Raw genomic sequence first — 20,814 nt, 5'->3', positions numbered from 1 at the left:
ATAATGAAAGTTCCCGAAACCACCACCACTGCGTTAAAAACCGCGCTGAAAAGTGGAAATAAAGCCTGGAAACGGGCGCGCACCAGTACCTATCTGGCTGCAGCGCGCAAAATTCCGCTTACCGGCTTAGGGTGGTTAGTCCTGTTAGGGGGACTGGCTAGCCTGGGAGCCTACCTGGCTTGGGATTGGGCCGAGGCAGCGGCGATAATGTTTGCCGCCCTATTGGCGCTGGGGGCGGCGCTGGTACAGACCTGGGGTGGCGGCGAGCTCACGGTGCGGGTTTTGGTGGAGCAAGACCGACTGCGCAAAGGACAATACTTAATAGGGCGAGCAGTCGCAAAAAATAATGGGCGCCGCGCGGTACGCGCCCTCAAAATAGAGTTGCCTCTGGGGGCAGAGCAGGCCGATATTGCGGTGCCTACCTTGCGAGCCGGCAAAAAGTTTACCCGCGAATTTCAATTGCAAACCAAACGGCGAGAAAAGATAGTGGTGGGCCCGCCGCGCACGGTGCGTCAAGATATTTTAGGACTGATTCGGCGGGTACGCTCCTGGCCGGACTATCAAGACGTGTATGTGTATCCCAATTTTACTTCTGCCCTGGCGACTTTAAGCGGGTATTCCCGGGATATGGAGGGGGCAACCTCACAGGTAATAACCAGTTCTGACGCGGCTTTTCACGCTTTGCGTCCCTATGAAACTGGGGATGACCGCCGGCATATTCACTGGAAAATGTCAGCCCATACCGGCCAGTTAATGATGCGGCAGTATTTGGAGACCCGCCGCTCCCATCACCTGATCGTGCTGGATCTGAAACGGGAAGACTATCGAGAGGCCGATTTTGAACTGGCGGTAGAAGCGGCGGCATCCCTGGCGGTTTCCTCCCTGTCTAGCGGGCAACCCCTGACCCTATATGCAGGGAAAACGGTATTGAAAGCCGCTAGTGCCCGCGCAGTCCTGGACTTTCTAACCGAAGTGGAACCTCAGGAGGACGACCAAGAGTATCGGCATCTGGTGCGTTGGGCGCTGGCCCACGAGGAGCAGGCCTCGGTTTGTTCCCTGATTTGCGGACCGGAAGTAGGGATGCGCCGCCTGCAACAAATCTGTTTACTACCTTCTGCAGATATGGCCACTATTGGTATTCGCGCTGATGCGGGCGCGACCTTGACGCGGAGAGGAGCTAGTTCACGGCGGCTACTAAACATTGGGGAGCTTTCGCAGCTGCCCCGGGCATTAAGCGGAGCGAGTTTGACGTGAAAAGATCCGAGTTAATCTGTTTGAGTTCCCTCTGCCTGTTTATTGTTCCCTGCTACCTATTTTCCCTGCCCTTCCTGGGCTTTATCGGAGCAATAGCAGCCGGCGGCGGGGTGGTTTTAGGAATCCTGATAGCCCTGGTATGTCGGCGCTGGCACTTGGGAATAATCTCCACTATAACGGTGTTTTTAGGGGTATTTTTAGCTTTTGGCTCCACTTTGGCTGCTACTGATCCCACGGGACGGAAGTTTTACCCCACTTTATCGGGCTTGGAAGTATTGGTGCCCGCCATGGTGACTTGCTGGCGGGATACTCTTACTGCACCGTTACCGCTAAGCGCCGCTGCCGGGGCAGCAGTGCTGCCCTTCCTCACCTGCCTAATCGCTGCCCTGTTAGCGGGATTAACTGCCGGGTCGCGCCGCCCCTGGGCGGCTCTGGTGCCTGCCACGATTTGCCTGGTGGTGGCGATTGCCTGGGGGTCCCAGCTAGTTCCGGTCGCCCGCTGGGCAGGAGCCGGCTATTTCTTTATCGCTTTGCTCTGGTGCGGACTGGTCAGCGAGGCGGGAGCCAAGGCGCGTTCCCGGGCAGTTAATCTGGCAGGAGTAGCTAAGAAAAATACTTTTATCCGCCCCCTGGCGATAGTGGCGGTTACCCTAATTGTTTGTCTTGCCTCAGCCTCTTTGGCAGGCCTCACTGAGCGTGGTAACCGGGAAGTCCTGCGTACTCACGTACTACCACCGGTGGAACTGGAAGATTTTGTTTCCCCCTTGGCCTCCTTCAGACACCTTTCCCGGGACTGGAAAGATAAAACTATTGCGGAGGTAAAGAACTATCCCGCGGGCACCCGGATGCGCTTTGCCACCATGAATGCTTATGACGGGACAGTTTTCAAAATCGACCCTAATTTAAATGCCCAGTTTGTGCAGGTTGATTCAATTTTAGATAAAGAAATATCTGCTGACAGCCAAGCGGCAGTTAAATTGGTGAACTATGACCAGCCGTGGGTTCCCCTGTTGGGCAGTGCCCACTCCCTAAAATTTACTACCCGCCCAAACCCGGTGGTTTATTATTCCGCCTCGCTGCGCTCGGCTTTTACCGCAAACCCCGGCGAGCTGTCCTACCAGGTAGGTTTTGCCAAAGACCGCACTCCTAGCGATGCTCGCATCTCTGGCCTGGAGTTTGACCCCATACCGCAAGGTAAAGACGAAGCGGTACCTATAGAAATCACCGAGCTAAACAACCAGTTAACTGCGCGGGCGACCACTCCCTTGCAAAAAGTGCGCAATGTGGAATCCTATCTTTCGGGACAAGGTTTCTTTTCCGACGGATCGGATGGACTTTCCCGCCCCGGACATCGCGCCGCCCGCATGAGCCAATTCTTCCAGGGACAGCAGCTCATTGGTGATGATGAACAATATGCGGTTGCGATGGCCCTGATGGTAAGAGCTTTTGGGGCGCCTGCACGAGTAGTGCTGGGAGCCTATCCGGCAGATAAGAAAGCCGGCGGTAACCTGAAACTAAAGGGAGACAACGTCCACGCCTGGGTGGAAGTGAAGTTTAAAGAGGTGGGCTGGATCCCCTTTGACCCCACCCCTCCGCGCGATCGAGTTCCTCGTACCGATCAGCCGCAACCCAAATCGGTACCGAAACCCCAAGTGTTGCAGCCCCCGCCCCCGCCAGCTACCCCGCCGGTGTTACCGCATGTGGAAAAGCAGGCACATGCCGATAATCCCTCTACCGGAATGCAGATTCTGGCGGCGCTGGCGCAAGTCGCTAAGTATGGTTTTTGGCTGTTACTGCTGCTTTCTCCGATTCTGCTAGTTTTGCTGGCTAAGTGGTATCGCTCCCGCCGGCGGCGACGCGCTAAGGAACCTGAGGAGCGCCTAAAAGGAGCTTGGGAAGAAATAATCGATCGCTTCCGGGATCGCGGAATCCGACTTCCGGCGGGGGCAACCCGGCAAGAAGCCGCCTGGATAATCGACAGTTACCTGGGGGGAATCACTCAGTCGAAGCTACAGTCGGGAGCACGCGAACTGGCAGGGATCGCTGATTACCTGGATTACAGTCCGGGCACAGATGATGAAATCGATTCCGATTGGGCCTGGCAGCTGGTTAAACAACTAACTCTCACCTGGAAAATGGCGGTTGGAAAAGCTAGAGCACTGGTAGCCGCGATTCGCCCCTCCTCGCTTTATAACCGCTTTATTCGCAGTAGTTTTGCCCAAAAACTGGAGAAAATTCCGGGGGTAGACAAACTATTGACTCCGCGCAAAGAGCTGTCTTTACCCAGCCTATCTTTGGGACTAACCCAGCAGGAATATCAACAGTTGCGTACCCCCTTGGCTCCGAGCCGCAGTGAAGAAACTATTGCACCTGTGGAGGATACAGGGGCATTCTCGGAAGCCACTCGCCTAGGACAAGTAGGAGTTCCGCAGGTGGGGGTAGAATTTAGTGACGGCACCCGCCTGGCTCAGGGGCCTGGTTCCATAAGCGAGGAACCGGCGCGAGACGCAACCCGTCTGGGAACACTTGCCTGGAAGGTAGGGGAGGAAGCGGATCGGGAGCGCCCTCCCTCTCGCCCAGCGGAGACAAGCGAAGCTACCCGCCTGAAAAATTCGGCTCGCTCCTCGCAGCTACCCTTGCCGCCAAAACCATCGCAATCTGCCAGGCCACGGGCGAGCGAGCCTGCGGCGGGGAATAGGGACGCAACTCGCTTAGGTAATCCGGCTGCCTCCTCCCGGCCGCCGCTCCCATCATCATCGCGACCTCCACAATCTCCCCTGGTGCCACAGCCGGCGCTGCCGCCAAAGCCACCGCAAGCTCCGCAATCGCACCAGGTTGCGCAAGCGCCCCAGCCACCGAATCCGCCGCTAGGGGAGTTAGCCCCGGATGAACAGGACATGACCCGCTTAGGTAAGCCGGCTGCTTCAGCTTTACCCCCACCACCTCCTAAAATGCCGGAGCCTCCGCCTATCCCGCCGGTGCCCCCATCCTTACCTTCGGAGACGCTAGACTATACCCGTCGGGCGCCCTCGCCCCGGAAAATAGATGAAACTCGGTTACGGAAAGAGGACGACCATGACCCAGACACCCCCTAAAATTCCGGGTTTTAGTGTGCAGTCTTTGCTGGGCAGAGGTGGATTTGCCGATGTTTACCGCTATCAGCAGAAAAGCCCCCATCGCGAAGTAGCAATCAAAGTCCTTAGAGAACTGGGCAGCCGGGAAGGGCGACAAGTTTTCGCGACCGAGGCTGAAGCCCTGGCCGCCACCTGTGCTCACCCGGCGATCATCTCCCTGCTGCAAACCGGAAAACTGCCCGATGGTCGCCCCTATCTAGTCTTGCAATATTGCCCGGTGACTAACTTGTCGCAGCGGGTTCGTCGCTATCCACTTTCACTGAAAGCATCCCTAGATATCACGATTCGGCTGGCGGGAGCCCTGGAAACTGTGCATCGGGCCGGGCTAGCTCATCGGGACGTGAAACCGGCAAACATACTGATCTCCGAGTTTTCTAGCCCGGTGCTGTCTGATTTTGGTTTAGCTTTGCCCCTGGGAAAGCCACTGGCTCATCGCGACGTTTTAGGGCTATCAGTACCCTGGGCGCCCCCGGAACAACACGACGAGAACTCTTTAGCCGAGGCGACTAGTGATATTTATTCCCTGGCGGCAACTATGCATTCCCTGCTGACTGGACGCAGCCCCTTCGAGATAGCCGGGGGCGATAATTCGGCATCTGCACTGACCCAGCGGGTTTTACATTCCGTTCCCCCTCTAGATGCTTCCCAGTTGTTCTCGCCCCTGCGCGAGATTCTGGCCTGGGCGCTGCAACCAGATCCGGCGGATCGTCCCGAAAGTGCCGCCCAATTTGGGCAAGTGTTACAAGACCTGCAAAGGCAGCTAAATCATCCGGTGACTAACATGGATATCGCCAGCGCTAATCCTACCTTGGCCCAGGTGTCTACCGATCCAGATGTTACTCGCCTCAAAGATGCCTCCGGTTCGCAGCCAGCGTCAGATTCAGCAGATGCGGCGCGGGCAGATAGTCCTTTGATTGTGGGGAGTCACTCTAGCGCGGCGTTTTCGCGTTCCCTCTTACCTGCCTCTCGGTTGGGTTGGCGGCGAGCCCTACTGGCAATAATCGGGGCGCTGGTACTGGTAGTCGGAACTGCGGCCGGGGTCGCCTACTATTTCAATTCCGGTACTAGCGCGGTTAAAAATGCACCCAGTTCTGGCGAACCGTTGATTACCGCCTCCGCCGATGATGGAATCGTCGCGGAAGTATCCCCGGTAACCGCCTTGGAAGGGAAACCGGCTGCAGATGGGCAGATAGCTTTAAGCTGGAAACCGGGAGCAGGCGATACTCCGGCCTCCTACCAGGTGCAGGTGCTCCAAGGGGGAAAGGACGCGGGCACTCATACGGTGACCGAACCGAAAATAACTCTCCAGCCGCAAGGGGCTAAATGGTGCGTAAAAGTTTTTGCGGTTAGCTTAGATGGAAAAACCTCGCCTGGGGTAGACTGGTGCCAATAGGAGAGTGCAAAATTGCCGGTTGGTAATGGAGGAAACACTATGAGCAACGATCCCTACCAGTACTATCCGAACCAGTCGGGTAATGCCAGTGCAGGCTATCCGCCCAGTGGGATCTATGGAGCCCCGCAAGCGGAATCCGGAGTCCCCATGCCGGGAAATCCCGATCCCTATGGTCAGGCGGCAAATGGCGCTTACCCCAATCCCTATGGTGAACAACCGCAGGCTCCCCAATACCCGGGGTATTCTCCTCAGGGAGCTCCCGGATATGGACAGCCTGAATATGGACAGCCTGGCTATCAACAACCCGGCTATGAAGAGCTGCAATACCAGCAACAGTATGGGCAAGCCGACTATGGGCAGTCTCCATACGGCATGCAGCCTCAATATGGCGAGCAAGGCGGATATCAACCTGAGGTACGTTATACGGTTACTTCCGGGCAGGGGCAGTCTATGATTTTAGAGGACGCGATCGTGGTGGGGCGCCGCCCCGATGCGGCCACTTCGACCTATCCGCAAGCCCAAACTATGACCGTGCCGAGTCCGGCCAAACAGATTTCTCGTACCCATTGCCTGCTTTATATCGACGATGGGGGTAATCCTTCGCTGAAGGACTTGGAGTCGGTAAATGGAACGCGCTTGCGTCGCGGCGGGCAAATCTATCCGATTGAACCCGCGAAACCGGTAGTGCTACAAGCAGGCGATATTGTCGATCTGGGGGAGGGGCAATACCTCTCGATTGGTACCGCTCCCGCCGGATACTAACCCCAGTTATTAAATTAGCGATCAATCCCGAGGGCGCGCCGCGCCCTGGCGCGGGCATCTCCGCTATCTGCTGCGGTCAAAATCGCTTGTGCCGCGTTTTCGCACTGCTCTTTAGTTACTTGTTCTAGCTGGGGCTCCCCCTTTATTGCCTGAAGCACCATATTTTTGAATTCGGGGTCGCGGTAAAATTCCGCTTGGGCAGCTAAAATATCCGAGGCAGTACCTATGGTTTCTTGCGAGCGAGCCAACAGGCGCTCGAATACGTTTTTTGCCGCTTTAAGGTAACGCCCGGCTTCAGATTCCCGTTGATCCAGCGGGATTTTAGTGGCAGGTATGTCTGGAATTTCAAAACGGCTAACCCAGGCGACTGGCCCGTAAGCTAGACCATTTACTACCGGAGTTCCGTAAAATGTTTCTGCTGGGGGCATTGACGTTCCTCACCTGGGGATATTGATAGTCTTAGTGTTGCATGCTTTGGGTGCGGAAAAATACGGACACACCAGTACCGTTCAATTCGCTGCTCCCAACGAAATTGACATGCTGATTTCAGCTCGCCGACTGGCAGAAATAGCCTGTAAACGCTACCCCGAACAGGAGAACTATGGAAAACGCAAAGTTGATAATCCCGCAACTGGTGAGTTTAGACGAACCTCTGGGGGCAGATAAAGACAGCGTGATTGCGGCACTGGCTACGAAAATTGCCTTTTCGGGGCGCGCCGAGCAAAACGGTTTAATCAACGACCTGATGTCCCGAGAAGCCAAATCCACCACCGGAATGCTCGGAGGAATCGCTATTCCGCACTGCCGCTCCCAGGCAGTTCGGGTAGACAGCTTGGCCTTTGCGCGGCTAAAAGAACCGGTAGATTTCGGAGCCAAAGATGGCCCCGCGGATTTAGTTTTCATGATTGCTGCCGGCGAAGGACAAGAGCGTGCGCATTTGAAGCTGCTGCAAAAACTGGCGAGCAAATTAGTCGATAAGAACTTCTTGGCTGCCCTGCGGGCGGCAGATTCTGCCGAAAAGGTAGCGGACATCATTATGGGGGTAGTCGCGCCTCCCGCGGTAGCTGCCCCTAAAAGTGTGCCCGCGGCGCAAACTGCGCCCGTCACGAAAGCCGCACCTGCCGATAGGGAAGCACTCGCGGCTATAAATGATCCCCAGAAATTAATTCGGGAGGCAATGGCAAAAGAGAAAGAGGTGAAGGCTGCCCCGGTAACCGCGGCGGAACCTAGGAAGGAAACAAAAACCGTAGGTTGGGGGCGTCGTATCCAAAAGGCAGTGATGGCGGGGGTTTCCTATATGATCCCCTTTTTGGCTGCGGGGGGCTTGCTAGTTGCGTTGGGTTATCTAATCGGCGGCTATGACGTGGAGGGCCCCGCTCAAGATATTTCCCTTAATTTCTCGCTCTGGAACCTGCCAGATTCTGGCCCCTTCGGGGAAGGTAGAATCCTTACCAATCGTTCCGGCTTGGCACTTTACTTGGGTGCCCTGCTGGTCTTCCTAGGCAAAAGCGGAATGAGTTTCCTGGTCCCTGCGCTTTCCGGATATATCTCCTACGGTCTGGCGGGACGTCCCGGTATCGCTCCCGGTTTTATCGGAGGGGCGATTTCTATGACGCTTGGAGCCGGCTTCATCGGCGGCCTGGTGACCGGGATTCTCGCCGGGATTATTGCTAATGCTCTCTCCACTCTGAAATGCCCTCGCTGGTTAGCTGGGCTAATGCCGGTAGCGATTGTTCCCTTAATAACCACCCTACTTATGGGGCTATTAATGCTGATGCTGATAGGGCACCCACTGGCGGCCTTGATGAGCTTCCTGCAAACCTGGCTAAACTCAATGGGTGGCACTTCTGCAATCTTGCTGGGGATCATTATCGGTCTAATGATGTGCTTCGATCTGGGAGGACCGGTTAATAAGGCTGTTTACCTGGTAGGCACCGCCGGGTTGGCGCAAGCAACCGATGGATCGTATCAGTTCATGGCGGCAGTGATGTTATCCGGAATGGTGCCGCCCCTAGCGATGGCGCTGTCTTCTACTTTGCGTCCCAGGCTATATTCGCCAGCAGAACAGCAAAACGGTAAAGCCGCGTGGCTCTTGGGACTATCCTTTATTGCCGAGGGGGCGGTACCGTTCGCTGCTGCCGACCCCCTGCGGGTAATCCCCTCTATAATGGCAGGCGGCGCGGTAACTGGCGCTATCGCCATGGCGTTCGGGGTGGGGTGCCGGGCTCCGCACGGGGGAATCTTCGTGCTATTTGCCTACACCAATATTTTGGGGGCGCTTATCGCCCTGGTAGCGGGGGTGGCAGTGGCAGCGGCTGCGGTCACTTTCGCCAAAATGCGCCGTAAGCAAGCGACGGTAGCTAAGGCATAAGTGTAAATAAGGAAGGGTAAAGCCATGGCTTCAAAAACTGTGAAAGTAGGATCCTCCGTGGGATTGCATGCCCGTCCGGCCTCGATTATCGCGGAAAAAGCTGCCGAGTTTGAGGAGGAAATTACTATCGGAATCGCCGGAGAAGAACCGGTAGCTGCCTCCTCCATGTTGTTGATCATGACCTTGGGTGCCGAATGCGGTGCCGAGGTAACCGTAGAGAGCGAAAACAAGGAGGCAGTCGCGGTGATTGCGGAACTGGTCGCCAAAGACCTAGACGCCGATTAGTCCGCGCTGTTTGAAGAGCCGGTTTTGCGGCTACTATTCGACTAAAAGAACTGACAACCACGATAATCTCCTAATGGTTTAAGTAGCGCCCGTCCGCGCGATAACCTAGAGGAGATATCTGTACCTGGGAGGAAGTATCGTGCACCCGAAAACTGCTTTTATCATTGTTTCGCAATCACAGACTTTGGCACGTGGGGTGTGTGAAGTGGTAGCCACCCTAGCTCCAGAAGTTATAGTCGAGCCGTGCGGATGCCACGATGAAGGATTAGGGACTGCCGCGCAAATCGTTACCGATAAGGTCTCGGCGGTAATGGAGAAACTGTCTGAGCAGGACTCCCTAGTTTTGATGGCTGATTTCGGGGCGGCGCGCCTAGCTTGTCAACAGGTAATCACCGATTTAGGAGAGCGTTCGCTGCGGCTAGGACGCGGACCAATTGTGGAGGGCACCGCCGCGGGAGTAGTAGCCGCCGCCCAAGGCGCCGAGCTGGCAGAAGTCTTACGCTCTATTAGCGCTGCTGCCCAGTTTTTCCCAGAAGAGGACGCGGCTGATATTTTGCCGCCTGCCCCCGCTCCGGATCCGCTAGCTCCCCGCACGGTTACCTATGGGGCTTCAGAGCCGCTGTCGGCGCGTCCAGCAGCGCGTTTAGCCCGGATTGCTACTGGTTTTGATGCCCAAGTGACTATTAACCAGGTAGATGCCGGCAGCGTCCTCGCGCTTATGGGATTGAAAGTAAAACCGGGCGATGAGTTGCGTATTGCCGCTAGCGGAGGGGAATCTCTCAAGGCTCTAGACGCGGTGGAGGCAGAGCTCAGTGAGCCTAGCGGGGATTGGCCGCCGGAAATAACTACTGATAAGGCGGCAGAGCCCGAAGCAGTGGTGCAGTTGCGTGAAGCTGCCGCGCTCAGTCAAGAAAATGCGGAAAAAGTAGCTGCAGCCAGAAAATCTGCCACCTCAGCAAATGTTCCGCCGCCCCCTCCTGCCCCCACTAATCCGCTAGGTGAGGCGCGAACCAGCGATTTTCCGAAGGCCGCAGCGCAGCCGGATGGCCTAGCCTCTGCAGAGGCATCGGCAGAGTTGATAAAACGAATTGGGGTCGGGCCTTTGCCGGTATCCTTAAAAGAGTAATTCCCGGGGATAAGAGCGGGAAAAGGAAGGAAGGAAGCGGTAATGAGCGAACTGAAGCTAGATCCGAATAAGGAATACACTTTATTGCTGGTTAAACCGGATGGATATAGTCGCGGGCTGGTCGGCAAAATTTTGGCGCGCATTGAGCAAAAAGGTTACGCGATCGTGGCTTTGCGAGTGGCAGAAGCAGCCGACGAGGAACTGCATGATCACTATGAAGAGCATCGAAATAAGCACTTCTTTGAATCCATGGTTGATTACATGCAGAGCGGAAAAATCGTAGCCGTGGTTGTCGAAGGTACCCGGGTAGTGGAAGGGGTGCGTTCCCTGGTAGGAACCACTAATCCCACAGAAGCCGCCCCCGGAACTATTCGCGGAGATTTTGGACGTGACTATGATTCCGGAGAGATTCAGAACCTGGTGCATGCATCGGATTCAACCGCCTCAGCTGCTCGCGAGATTAAGATTTGGTTCCCGGATGCCTCCTAATAGCGGGAGCAACTAGATGTATGTAAAGTCGTTGACGCTGCGAGGATTCAAATCTTTCGCCAGCGCCACTACTTTGCAATTTACTCCCGGGATTATCTGTGTAGTCGGTCCCAACGGATCTGGTAAATCCAATATTGTCGATGCCCTCGCCTGGGTGATGGGTGAGCAGGGTGCCAAGAATCTGCGTGGGGGATCCATGGCGGATGTTATTTTTGCGGGCACCAGTTCGCGCGCTTCCCTGGGGCGAGCCGAAGTAGCGCTTACCATTGACAACACCAACGGTGAGCTGCCGATTGACTATTCGGAAGTCACAATTTCTCGTACCCTGTTTCGTCAGGGCGGATCCGAGTACGCGATTAACGGTACCCCCTGCCGGCTGTTAGATATCCAAGAGCTGCTTTCTGACACCGGGATGGGACGCAATATGCACGTGATTATCGGGCAGGGCAAGCTCGATCAGGTGCTTTCAGCGGATCCTTCCCAGCGACGAGCCCTGATTGAAGAGGCCGCGGGGGTACTTAAACACCAGCGTCGCAAGGAACGCGCGCTGCGTAAACTCGATGGATTGGAAGAAAAACTGGCCCGACTATCTGATCTCACCCAAGAGATTCAAAAACAGTTGGGACCCCTAGCGCGGCAAGCTAAAACCGCCAGACGAGCCGCAGTTTTGCAGGCGCAGGCTCGGGACGCCGGATGCCGGATTCTAGCCGACGACCTGCAACAGCTGCGCTCCCAGCTATCGCGTTACCGGGAAAGCGAGCAAGAGCTGGCTGGCAGGCGCGAAGAGCTAGAGACCCAACTAGCTAAACAGCGTGAAAAATTGCAGCAGTTAAACGCAGATGCGGCGCATAACGATTTGGGGGGCCGCGCCGCTAATCTGTGGCAGCAACTCACCACCATTACTGAGCGTTTGCGTGCTTTAGAAGCGCTGGCGAATGAGCGGGCCGCTTCCCTGGCGAAGCCAGAACCGGTGCCGGCTGGTCCTAGCATTGAGGAGCGGCAAAAGCATTTAGCGCGCCTTAGAAATGAACTAGCAGCTAAGGATGAAGAAACCTTGGCGCGGCGAAAACAGTGCGATGCTAGGCAGGCAGCGCAGGAAGAAACCACCCGGAAAGTAGGGGAACTAGCTCGCCGGGCCCAGGATTTACGGGAGGATGCGCAGCAGAAAACCAAAAAGATAACCCGGCTAGAGCAAGAAATAGAGACCGCTAAGGCCCGGCTCGAGGCAGCGCGCTCGCGGCTGCAGCGGGCAGAAAATGCGGCTGAGACAGCGCAGGAAAAACTGTCGGCCGCCCGGACGGAACAGGCGGCTTACCGGGAGGAAACCGTCGATGCGGGAACGGATGCAGCCAGCCGTTACCGAGAGTTGGCAGCAGCCGAGAATGAGGTGCGCACCCAGTTAGAAAAAGCGCGTGACCAGCTGCGCGAAAGCGAAGCAAAAGCGGTGGCGGCCGCCGAAAGTGCCACCAATCTCCGTCAGGTCTTGGCAGCCTCCTCGAGTGAGGCTCAAAGTGCATTTGCCCAGGCAGCCCAGCCGGAGGGGGAGTTGGCTTCTATAATCAGCGTTGCTGATCACTGGGAGAAAGCGATCGCCGCACTGCTGGGAGTAGGCGGCAGCGCCCTAATAGTAGATGCTTCCCAGGTAGAGGCGGGATTGAATGCCGCTAAAGAAAGTAAAGGGACGGTTAGTTGGGTACTAGGGAGCGCCCTCGAGCAAGAAAAGATGCCCCTAACCGAGCCGGAAGCCGCGGGCGCCGAAAACCCGATGACGGCGCTGGCGGCAGTGCAAGCACCTCGCGATCTACACCCGGTATTAAAAGCATTACTAGCAGATAGTTATTTGACCGAAGATTTAACTGCTGCCCGCGCCCTGGTCGCAAAAATTCCCCAGGCGCGAGTGGGGGTAGCAGACGGCACCGTAATCAGTAAATATTTAGGGAGCACCGGCAGCGGAGGAGTTAACCGCATCCAGGTGGAGCGGCAACTCCGCTTAGCGCGCCAGGCCGCCGCGCAAGCTCAGGAGCAGACCGAGCAAGCCCGCTCTCAGGTTCAGGCGAGTACCCAGGAACTTTCGCAGGCGGCGGCAGCTAGTGCACAGGCCCTGAAAACTTTGCGGGCAGCCGATGCTAAGGCGGCGGAGAGGGCTCAAGAAAGAGCACTCCTAGAAGCGGCAGTTAGCGGAGCCGAGAGCGAAGGAAAACGAGCCGCTGCCGAGGTAGCGCAGGCTCAGGCGGATATGGCTGCCTGCAGCCAGCAGGTTGCGGATGCTGAAAAGGCTCGCAGCGAATTTAACGGCAGCGAAGATTTATCTCCCTTAGAAGATGTGGAACAAGCTTTAGAGCAAGCCCGTGCCGCAGATTTGGCGGCGCGGGAAAAAGCGGCGGAAGCTCATCTGGCACTGGCGGCCGCCACCCAGATCACCACTAATTTGCGCGAACGCTTCCAGGGAGAAGTTAAATCTTTGGAACGCTTCCAATTGCGTCTAGCTGCCAGCAAACAGCGGGAAATCAAACATGCTCGGGACGCGCAAAGAATGTTGCAGGTTGCCTCCTGGTGCGAGATTTTCGCGCGCCAGGGAGCGCAAGTGGCGCAAGTAGCCAAAACTTGGCGGGAAAGCGCCGATGCCGCCCGGGAAGCATCCTCGCAGGCTGCGGGGCAGCTGCGCACTGAAATTGAGCGGTTAAATAAAGAGCTAGCTGAACTTAATGATCTTTCTCGCCGCGATGAGGTGGCGGCTGCCGAGTATCGAGTGCGCTGCGAACAGCTCACCGCGCAAGCGCAAGAACGTTACGCCCTTTCCGAGTCCGAGCTGATCGCTTCCTTTGGTCCGCAACAGCTAGTTCCCGACCCCGATCTGCTGGCGCAGCGGGCAGAGAACGCTCAAGAAGAGGTTGTAGCTGAGGCAAATGCAGCTGAGAATGAGGCTGCTCGTCGCGCAGGCGAAGAGGAGGTCGAAACCGAAGCTACCAGTGAGGAAAGCGCAACAGAGCAAGAGGAAGGACGCTGGCGTCCCTATGATCGCGCCGAACAGAGCGCGCTGCTAGAAAAAGCAAATCGGGCGATCTCGCGGCTGGGGAAGGTAAATCCGCTGGCCTTGGAGGAACATAGCGCCCTGGAAAAGCGCTTCGAGTTTTTAATGGGACAGCTAAAAGATCTTCGTACCTCGAAAGCGGATCTGCTAGTAGTGGTGCGGGAAGTAGATGACCGGGTAAAAGAAGCATTTGAGCAGGCATTCGCGGATATTTCCCGAGAGTTCCAGGAAGTCTTTGCCCGGCTGTTCCCGGGTGGAACTGGGTCTCTCAAACTAACTGATAGCAGCGATATGCTCACTACCGGGGTTGAGGTCAATGCCCGGCCTGCCGGGAAAAACGTGCAGCGTCTGTCGCTACTTTCTGGTGGGGAGCGCTCCCTAGCGGCTTTGGCCTTTTTAATCGCGATTTTCAAAGCCCGCCCTTCACCCTTCTATATTTTGGATGAGGTTGAGGCTGCCCTCGACGATTTGAATCTTTCCCGGATGCTGGAGCTATTTAAGCAGCTGCGCGAAGTTAGCCAAATGATTGTAATTACCCACCAAAAACGGACTATGGAAGTAGCCGATGTGCTCTACGGGGTCACTATGCGTGACGGGGTTTCGCGGGTGATTTCCCAGCGGGTGGAACCGGTAGATAGCTAAGATCACACCCAATTCTGGTAACAGTTTGGTATCGGTCAATAACCCAGATCGGTAAATTCCTTAACTCTAGGCATAATAGAAACGTGACTGAACCGTTGATCTTGCTATTCGTGGGCATTGGCATCGCTGTATTGATAGGGGTGCTAGTGGTGGCGGTAATGGTTCGTACCCGCCGTCCTGGAGGTGGGATTCGCGAATGGATCCGCGAGTCCGCAGACTCCTGGCAAGAAAACGAGTATCGTTCCCGGAACAACCATCACGGGGAGCGGGTTCGCTTGTATGCTTTATTAGCAGAAGCCTCCCCTGGTGATTCCGCTAACCCACTTGCAGAAGTGGAGAATTTGCGTACTGCCGCCGGACAGATGTGGGGAGAAGAAGTGGGGGCGTTTCGTTCGCGCCGTGCAGAAAAGGAATCCTCGCGGACAGAGAAAACGGCGGGCTTTCCGACAGCGAATGACCAGGTTAACCCGGGACAACTTCCTCCTACTTTTGCTCCCGCACAACGGCGGCGTCCTCCTAAACTTGCGGCGGTGTCGATTGAGAAAGACCCCGAAGATGCTACCAGTTACCTACCCAAATTAGCCCCGGAAAAGGTGACTCCTGCGCCCAACTTGCCAAGTCCGCAACCGGAATCGGCTTCCGAAAACAGTAACTTGGGAACCGGGAAAGCGCCGGATAGCCCGGATCAGGCTAGGCCGATCCGTCGCTGGGCGCGCAAATTCAAGCCTGACGGCGCGGAAATTGAGACTTGCCAGGACAAGAAAGATTTGGCTGCCGAGGAGAATTTCCAGGTAGATAAGGTTTCTTGGCAACGCGTACACACCGATTAAGAACTTAGTTACCGGTTTAAACAGCAGGATTGGGCTTTAGAGATCTTGCTAATATGACCTGAGCGTTTATATGGGTGACAATGTAGTTATGGATTTTCTTTTTTCACCCTTGGGAATTGTGGTCATAGTACTGGTTCTGGCGGTAGTCGGAACCGGTGGTACTTTAGCGGTGCGCTCCGCGAAAGCGAAAAAACAGCTGGAGCCTTCCAAAGCAAAGCAATTGGAAGCTACTCCCAGTGCAGCGGGCGAGCCAGAAGAGACCCCCGTAGCTACGGAGCCGGAGCCTAAAGCAGCTGAACCGGTTAAAGAAACTGAAACCGCTGATAAAGAGGCTGCAAAAGAGGCCGCGGTTGCGGAGCCTGCAGAGCCGCAAGAGGTAGAGCCGCAATCAGTGGCTGCGGAACCGGAAGAGGTGGCAGCTAAGGCACCAGAGCTTGCGGAATCGGTAGCAGCGGAAGCGGCTGAAGTCGCCGAGAAATCGAGCGAAGCTCCCGCCGTGGAAGAAGCGCAGCCGGTAGCAGCGGAACCGGAAAGCACTGAGGCCGCCCTCGAAACCCCAGAACCAGCCCAAGGACGGATGCAGCGTCTGCGTTCCCGGCTGGCGAAATCAGGATCATTCGGCAAAATGCTGCTGGGAGTGCTCGGTCGCGGCGACCTGAGCGCAGAAGATTGGGAAGAAATAGAAGACACTTTGCTGCTGGCAGACTTAGGGATCGCCGCCACCGATGAGCTGATGGAGGAACTGCGTACCCAGGCGAAAGTGCTGGGGACTTCCGATCCGGATAAGATTCGAGAAATTTTGCGTGCGAAACTGATTGAGCTGGTAAACCCGGATTTGGATCGCAGCCTAAACCTAGAGCAGGCCGATGGCAAAAAACCGGGGATCGTCCTCGCCGTGGGAGTAAATGGCACCGGGAAAACCACCACCGTAGGCAAGATCGCCCGCATTTTGGTGGCGGAAAACAAATCGGTAGTGCTAGGAGCCGCCGATACGTTCCGGGCCGCCGCCGCTGACCAGCTAGAAACCTGGGGAAACCGGGTAGGGGTGGAAGTGGTCCGCTCCGATAAAGAGGGTGCCGATCCGGCTTCGGTAGCCTTCGATGCGGTCAAATATGCCCAAGATAAAGAGCTAGATGTGGTGTTAGTAGATACCGCGGGACGCCTGCAGAATAAAGCCGGTTTGATGGACGAGCTCGGTAAGGTCAAACGGGTGATCGAAAAGAGCGCTCCGGTGACTGAGACCCTGTTAGTCCTAGATGCCACTACCGGGCAAAACGGGATGCAACAGGCAAAAGTGTTCTCCGAAGTAGTAGAGGTTAGCGGCATCGTGCTCACCAAACTCGACGGGACAGCCCGGGGCGGAATCGTAGTAAGCGTACAACGCGAACTAGCGGTGCCGGTCAAATTGGTGGGGCTAGGGGAAGGGCCAGACGATTTGGCGCCTTTCGTACCCGAAGACTTCGTAGACGCGCTCCTAAAGTAAACTAGACGGCGAAACTATTTCCAGGAGGAAACCACTTTGTTCAATAGCCTGTCTGATCGCCTAGCCGACTCCTTTAAGCGTCTACGCTCTAAAGGCCTGCTGACCGAGGCGGATGTTGACGCTACCGTCTCCGAAATTCGACGCGCCCTGCTAGAGGCCGACGTAGCGCTGCCGGTAGTCCGCCAGTTCACCAAGACGGTGCGGCAAAAAGCCTATGGGGCGGCGCGTTCGAAAGCCCTTAATCCCGGCCAACAGGTAGTCAAAATTGTTCATGACGAACTGGTGGAGGTCTTGGGGGGCGAGACCCGGGAACTGAACTACGCTAAGCGCGGGCCTTCCGTGTTCATGTTGGCCGGTCTGCAAGGTGCTGGTAAAACCACTTTGGCTGGGAAACTCGGCAAGTGGCTGCGGGAAGAAGAGGGTAAGCGCGTCTTGCTCGCTGCCTGTGACCTGCAGCGTCCGGGTGCGGTTACCCAGCTAAAGATCGTTGCCGAAAAGGCCGGGGTAGATATTCACGCTCCCGAATCTGGTGATGGGCACGGTGATCCGGTCGAGGTAGCACGTTCGGGGCTGAACCTGGCGATTACCGAAGGCTACGACGTAATTATTGTCGACACCGCTGGCCGTCTCGGTGTTGACGAAGAAATGATGCGCCAGGCGCGCGATATTCGCGATGCGGTTAACCCTCACGAGATTCTATTCGTCCTAGACGCTATGGTGGGCCAGGACGCAGTGCAAACTTCGATTGCCTTCCGTGACGGGGTGGGCTTTACCGGGGTAGTGCTCTCCAAACTCGACGGTGACGCCCGCGGCGGGGCCGCGCTTTCTGTGCGCGGGGTAACCGGGCAACCGATTCTTTTTGCCTCTACCGGCGAAAACTTGGGTGATTTCGAACGATTCCATGCCGAACGGATGGCCGGACGCATCCTGGATATGGGCGATATGCTCACCTTGATTGAGCAGGCGCAAAAAACCTATGACCAAAAAGAAGCCGAAGAGCTGGCCCGCAAGATGCAGAAAGGGCAGTTCACCCTCACTGACTTTATGGCGCAGTTGCAGCAGCTGCGCAAAATGGGGTCGATGAAGAAACTGATGGGAATGCTTCCCGGCATGAATCAGTACCGTGACCAATTGGATGCCTTTGACGAAAAGAGCATTGACCGGATTGAAGCCATCGTGAACTCCATGACCCCGGCAGAGCGCGACGATCTTTCTTTGCTGAATGGTTCGCGCCGCGCCCGGATTGCTCGCGGTTCCGGTACCACCGTTACCGAGATAAATGGGCTGGTAGAGCGGTTTACCCAGGCAGCAAAAATGATGAAGCGGATGTCAAATGGGGGAGGCATGCCCGGAATGCCCTCCATGCCGGGGATGCCCGGAGGACGCGGAGGCGCCACCAAGAAGCAGCGCAGGGCGGGGAAGAAGACTCGCCGCAAGTTTGGCAACCCCGCGAAACAAAAACAGTGGGAGGCTCAGCAAGCCGCTAAAGGCGAGGAGACGGCACCGGCTGCCGCTGCCGGCAGTGCCTTTGGGATGGGAGCTACGCAACCCGAGGCCCCGGCCGCTGCCCCCACCTTGGATGACCTGCCCGATGACTTGAAACGAATGCTGGGTCAGCGATGAAACAGCTGAGCGGAAATTTTTATTACCGCGAGCAAGCTAACCAGGCTCCCCGCTGGGTGCGGGGGCATTTGCCGATTACCGAGGACGGACATTTTGGGGCATTTGAAGCAGATGACAGCGTAGGCGGAGAGTATTTCCTGCCCGGATTTTGCGATGTGCATTGCCATATTGGTTTTGCGGCAGTAGGACAGCTGGCCACCCCGCAAGAAGCTTTAGCGCAGGCCGAGGCGGATCGTAGCTGCGGAATTTTAGCGATTCGCGACTGCGGAAACCTGGAATATGCTCCCGGGATTTTAGGGAACCCTGCTTTGCCGCCGATTATTCGCTGTGGACGCCATATTGCCCGCCCCAAACGCTATATGCGGCTGCTGCCTATAGATATAGAGAACCTGAGTGATTTACCGCAGGTGATGGCGAGCCAAGCGCAAAAAAGTGACGGCTGGGTAAAAATCGTGGCCGACTGGATCGACCGCTCCAACGGCGCAGATTCAGATTTAGATCCTCTGTGGCCCACCGAGATTTTGAAAGAAGGAATCGCGGCTGCTCATGAGGCAGGGGCGAGGGTAACGGCGCACGCATTTTCCCATAAAGCGATCGCCGGGCTGTTAGAAGCGGGGATTGACTGTATTGAGCATGGCAGCGGAATCGATGCCGACCAGGCTCAAGAATGTGCCCAGCGCGCGATTCCAGTGACTCCAACTTTGCTGCAGGTAGAACTATTTAACCAGTTCGCGGCGCAGGCGGGGAAGAAATATCCGGTGTATGCGGAAACTATGCAGAAAATGTGGGAAGGGCGCCGCGAACATTTTGCAATGCTGCACGATGCCGGAGTACAGCTGCTGCCCGGTACCGATTCTGGCGGCTATCAACCGCACGGCGACCTGGGACGGGAACTATCCCTGTGGGAACGCGGCGGGGTACTGCCTCGCGAAATTATTGATTTTGCTACCTGGCGGGCCCGCGACTATCTGGGAATAGGCGCCCTGGAACCGGGAGAGCGCGCCGATTACCTGCGCTATCCCGCAGATCCCAGTAGCGACCTCGAGCGGGCGACTAAACCGGCAAAAGTGGCGCTCCTGGGCTGCGAGTTCGCCACCTCAAGCGCGGATTCCTAGGACTAATAGCCTAAAGAGGGTAATAATAGAAGCTATGAGCACTTCGGGAATGAGCCTTGACCACGCGCTAATGATCGTCGCGGGGGAGGCGGCGCAACAGGTTGGGGTCTACCTGCGCAAAGCCTTTCGGGCGCCCCTAGAGGTGTTCCTAAAAGCCGGTATTCACGATCCAGTCACCATTCATGACCGCTACGTGGAGGCCCGTTTGCAGTACCTGCTGGGAAGGGCAGTACCTGGCTCCCGGATCTTGGGGGAGGAAACCGGTGAGCACGTCCTCGAGAAAGAAAAAGTTACCAATGCCGGGACGCTAACTTTAGAGCAGGTACAGCGCGCCAGCCTGGCAGGATCGCGGCGCCAGAAGCTGGAGCCGACGGTGATCGAGGAATTCGCCTGGGAGCTAGCTCGTCCCGAGCGGCGCGAGGAGGCTCCGGGAGCAGGCGAACTGGCGGAAGCAAAAGAGCTCGTAAAGAACTTGGGCGGGCGGGTGCGTTGGATTGTTGACCCCATTGATGGCACCGCGAACTTTGCCTCCGGCGTAGCCTATTTCAACACTTCTATTGGGGTAGAGCTAGATGGGAAAGCGGTCGCAGGGGCGATTTATGTGCCCTACACCCACGAACTATTTGTCGCGGATGCTCAGAAAGCAACCCTTTATGAGGGGGAACGGGCAAGTAAGATGCGAGCCGATAATGCTCGCGTCGAAAGCGAAGGCATCATCACCGGGTATTTCCCCTTCCGAGATAAAGATCCGCGGCGGGTCGAAAAATCCTGGCAGATGGCCAGCCAGCTAGCCGACGCCTACGCTACCGTTCATTCACCCGGAGCCGGGGCCTTAGATCTGGCGCAGGTAGCCGCCGGACATACCGCGGTGGCTTTTGGCACTGCGATGCGTCCTTGGGATGTGGCCGCCGGAATCCACCTAGTGCGGGTCGCCGGGGGACAAGTTCACACTTTTGAAACTCCCCGCAACCGGGAAGATCCCGAACATTTGCGAGGGGCCTTTGTGGCTAGCGCCCGCGATTTAGATCCGGTCACTGCCCGCGCCGCCGTAAAGCAGTTCCTTCGCTCTTTTAAATAGCAGGGCGCGCTTGCCACCCGAAGAGGCGCGGGGAACAGCAAAATCGGCTAGCCGTCCTCGTAAGTTTGCTGTCTCCGGGATTAAATCGGTGTGAAACTGCTCAAAGATACCTAATCGGGGGCTACTAAAGTGGAAACTCCCTGCTAGGTTCTGGCAGAATAGCTAGTTGTACCGGGCCAAGACACCCCCTCTCTGTGT

General features: G+C 56.5%; 15 protein-coding genes. 14 read left to right on the top strand and 1 reads right to left on the bottom strand.

Annotated features, from left to right (window positions below; translation table 11 throughout):
- The first annotated feature begins 3 nt into the window (after positions 1-3).
- Genes AC1EKS_RS08650 through AC1EKS_RS08635 form a run of 4 tightly spaced genes read left to right on the top strand, consistent with a single transcriptional unit; the run spans position 4 to position 6,543 of the window.
- Positions 4-1,254 carry a DUF58 domain-containing protein gene (locus AC1EKS_RS08650; RefSeq protein ID WP_481009716.1) on the top strand — a complete coding sequence of 417 codons (1,251 nt, stop codon included), beginning with the start codon at positions 4-6 and terminating at the stop codon, positions 1,252-1,254.
- On the top strand, positions 1,251-4,349 hold the full coding sequence (locus AC1EKS_RS08645) for a transglutaminaseTgpA domain-containing protein (RefSeq protein WP_481009717.1): 3,099 nt from the start codon (positions 1,251-1,253) through the stop codon (positions 4,347-4,349). Before AC1EKS_RS08650 ends, AC1EKS_RS08645 begins: the two co-directional genes overlap by 4 nt.
- Positions 4,330-5,781: a serine/threonine-protein kinase gene (locus tag AC1EKS_RS08640; RefSeq protein ID WP_481009718.1), complete on the top strand. Its 1,452-nt coding sequence runs from the start codon at positions 4,330-4,332 to the stop codon at positions 5,779-5,781. Before AC1EKS_RS08645 ends, AC1EKS_RS08640 begins: the two co-directional genes overlap by 20 nt.
- 39 nt (positions 5,782-5,820) lie before the next feature.
- On the top strand, positions 5,821-6,543 hold the full coding sequence (locus AC1EKS_RS08635; protein ID WP_481009719.1) for an FHA domain-containing protein: 723 nt from the start codon (positions 5,821-5,823) through the stop codon (positions 6,541-6,543).
- Between the two features lie 14 nt (positions 6,544-6,557).
- Here AC1EKS_RS08635 and AC1EKS_RS08630 read toward each other — a convergent pair whose 3' ends face one another.
- A complete protein-coding gene (locus AC1EKS_RS08630; RefSeq protein ID WP_481009720.1) occupies positions 6,558-6,971 on the bottom strand; it encodes a phosphoenolpyruvate-utilizing N-terminal domain-containing protein in 414 nt (137 codons plus the stop codon).
- Positions 6,972-7,144: 173 nt separating this feature from the next.
- On the opposite strand from AC1EKS_RS08630, the gene AC1EKS_RS08625 reads away from it, so the two are divergent.
- From AC1EKS_RS08625 to AC1EKS_RS08580, 10 genes are all read left to right on the top strand, one after another.
- Positions 7,145-8,914 (top strand): PTS fructose transporter subunit IIABC, encoded by a 1,770-nt coding sequence (locus tag AC1EKS_RS08625; protein ID WP_481009721.1) that lies wholly within the window; start codon positions 7,145-7,147, stop codon positions 8,912-8,914.
- Between the two features lie 24 nt (positions 8,915-8,938).
- Entirely contained in the window at positions 8,939-9,199 is a 261-nt protein-coding gene (locus tag AC1EKS_RS08620; protein WP_481009722.1) for an HPr family phosphocarrier protein, read from the top strand.
- 139 nt (positions 9,200-9,338) lie between these two features.
- Complete coding sequence (locus tag AC1EKS_RS08615) at positions 9,339-10,325, top strand: HPr family phosphocarrier protein (RefSeq protein ID WP_481009723.1); 987 nt, start codon at positions 9,339-9,341, stop codon at positions 10,323-10,325.
- 42 nt (positions 10,326-10,367) lie between these two features.
- The gene (ndk, locus tag AC1EKS_RS08610) at positions 10,368-10,814 is read left to right on the top strand and encodes a nucleoside-diphosphate kinase (protein WP_481009724.1); all 447 of its coding nucleotides are present in this window, start codon (positions 10,368-10,370) and stop codon (positions 10,812-10,814) included.
- 16 nt (positions 10,815-10,830) lie between these two features.
- The gene (locus tag AC1EKS_RS08605; RefSeq protein ID WP_481009725.1) at positions 10,831-14,487 is read left to right on the top strand and encodes a chromosome segregation SMC family protein; all 3,657 of its coding nucleotides are present in this window, start codon (positions 10,831-10,833) and stop codon (positions 14,485-14,487) included.
- 83 nt (positions 14,488-14,570) lie between these two features.
- Positions 14,571-15,317 carry a hypothetical protein gene (locus tag AC1EKS_RS08600; protein WP_481009726.1) on the top strand — a complete coding sequence of 249 codons (747 nt, stop codon included), beginning with the start codon at positions 14,571-14,573 and terminating at the stop codon, positions 15,315-15,317.
- A gap of 88 nt (positions 15,318-15,405) precedes the next feature.
- On the top strand, positions 15,406-16,800 hold the full coding sequence (gene ftsY, locus AC1EKS_RS08595; protein WP_481009727.1) for a signal recognition particle-docking protein FtsY: 1,395 nt from the start codon (positions 15,406-15,408) through the stop codon (positions 16,798-16,800).
- A gap of 36 nt (positions 16,801-16,836) precedes the next feature.
- Complete coding sequence (gene ffh, locus AC1EKS_RS08590) at positions 16,837-18,423, top strand: signal recognition particle protein (protein ID WP_481009728.1); 1,587 nt, start codon at positions 16,837-16,839, stop codon at positions 18,421-18,423.
- On the top strand, positions 18,420-19,538 hold the full coding sequence (locus AC1EKS_RS08585; RefSeq protein ID WP_481010365.1) for an amidohydrolase family protein: 1,119 nt from the start codon (positions 18,420-18,422) through the stop codon (positions 19,536-19,538). The genes ffh and AC1EKS_RS08585 overlap by 4 nt, the downstream gene beginning before the upstream one ends.
- A gap of 34 nt (positions 19,539-19,572) precedes the next feature.
- Positions 19,573-20,616 (top strand): inositol monophosphatase family protein, encoded by a 1,044-nt coding sequence (locus AC1EKS_RS08580; RefSeq protein WP_481009795.1) that lies wholly within the window; start codon positions 19,573-19,575, stop codon positions 20,614-20,616.
- The last annotated feature ends 198 nt before the right edge of the window (positions 20,617-20,814 follow it).

It is taken from the genome of Varibaculum sp. C0165D1, assembly GCF_056590355.1.
This window is presented reverse-complemented; position numbering and strand designations above follow the sequence as displayed.

Bases quoted from the DNA above. Each gene is read 5' to 3' on its own strand.
- AC1EKS_RS08650 (WP_481009716.1), top strand. From the start codon at position 4: ATGAAAGTTCCCGAAACCACCACCACTGCGTTAAAAACCGCGCTGAAA.
- AC1EKS_RS08640 (WP_481009718.1), top strand. From the start codon at position 4,330: ATGACCCAGACACCCCCTAAAATTCCGGGTTTTAGTGTGCAGTCTTTG.
- AC1EKS_RS08635 (WP_481009719.1), top strand. From the start codon at position 5,821: ATGAGCAACGATCCCTACCAGTACTATCCGAACCAGTCGGGTAATGCC.
- AC1EKS_RS08630 (WP_481009720.1), bottom strand. From the start codon at position 6,971: ATGCCCCCAGCAGAAACATTTTACGGAACTCCGGTAGTAAATGGTCTA.
- AC1EKS_RS08625 (WP_481009721.1), top strand. From the start codon at position 7,145: ATGGAAAACGCAAAGTTGATAATCCCGCAACTGGTGAGTTTAGACGAA.
- AC1EKS_RS08620 (WP_481009722.1), top strand. From the start codon at position 8,939: ATGGCTTCAAAAACTGTGAAAGTAGGATCCTCCGTGGGATTGCATGCC.
- ndk (WP_481009724.1), top strand. From the start codon at position 10,368: ATGAGCGAACTGAAGCTAGATCCGAATAAGGAATACACTTTATTGCTG.
- AC1EKS_RS08605 (WP_481009725.1), top strand. From the start codon at position 10,831: ATGTATGTAAAGTCGTTGACGCTGCGAGGATTCAAATCTTTCGCCAGC.
- ftsY (WP_481009727.1), top strand. From the start codon at position 15,406: ATGGATTTTCTTTTTTCACCCTTGGGAATTGTGGTCATAGTACTGGTT.
- AC1EKS_RS08585 (WP_481010365.1), top strand. From the start codon at position 18,420: ATGAAACAGCTGAGCGGAAATTTTTATTACCGCGAGCAAGCTAACCAG.
- AC1EKS_RS08580 (WP_481009795.1), top strand. From the start codon at position 19,573: ATGAGCACTTCGGGAATGAGCCTTGACCACGCGCTAATGATCGTCGCG.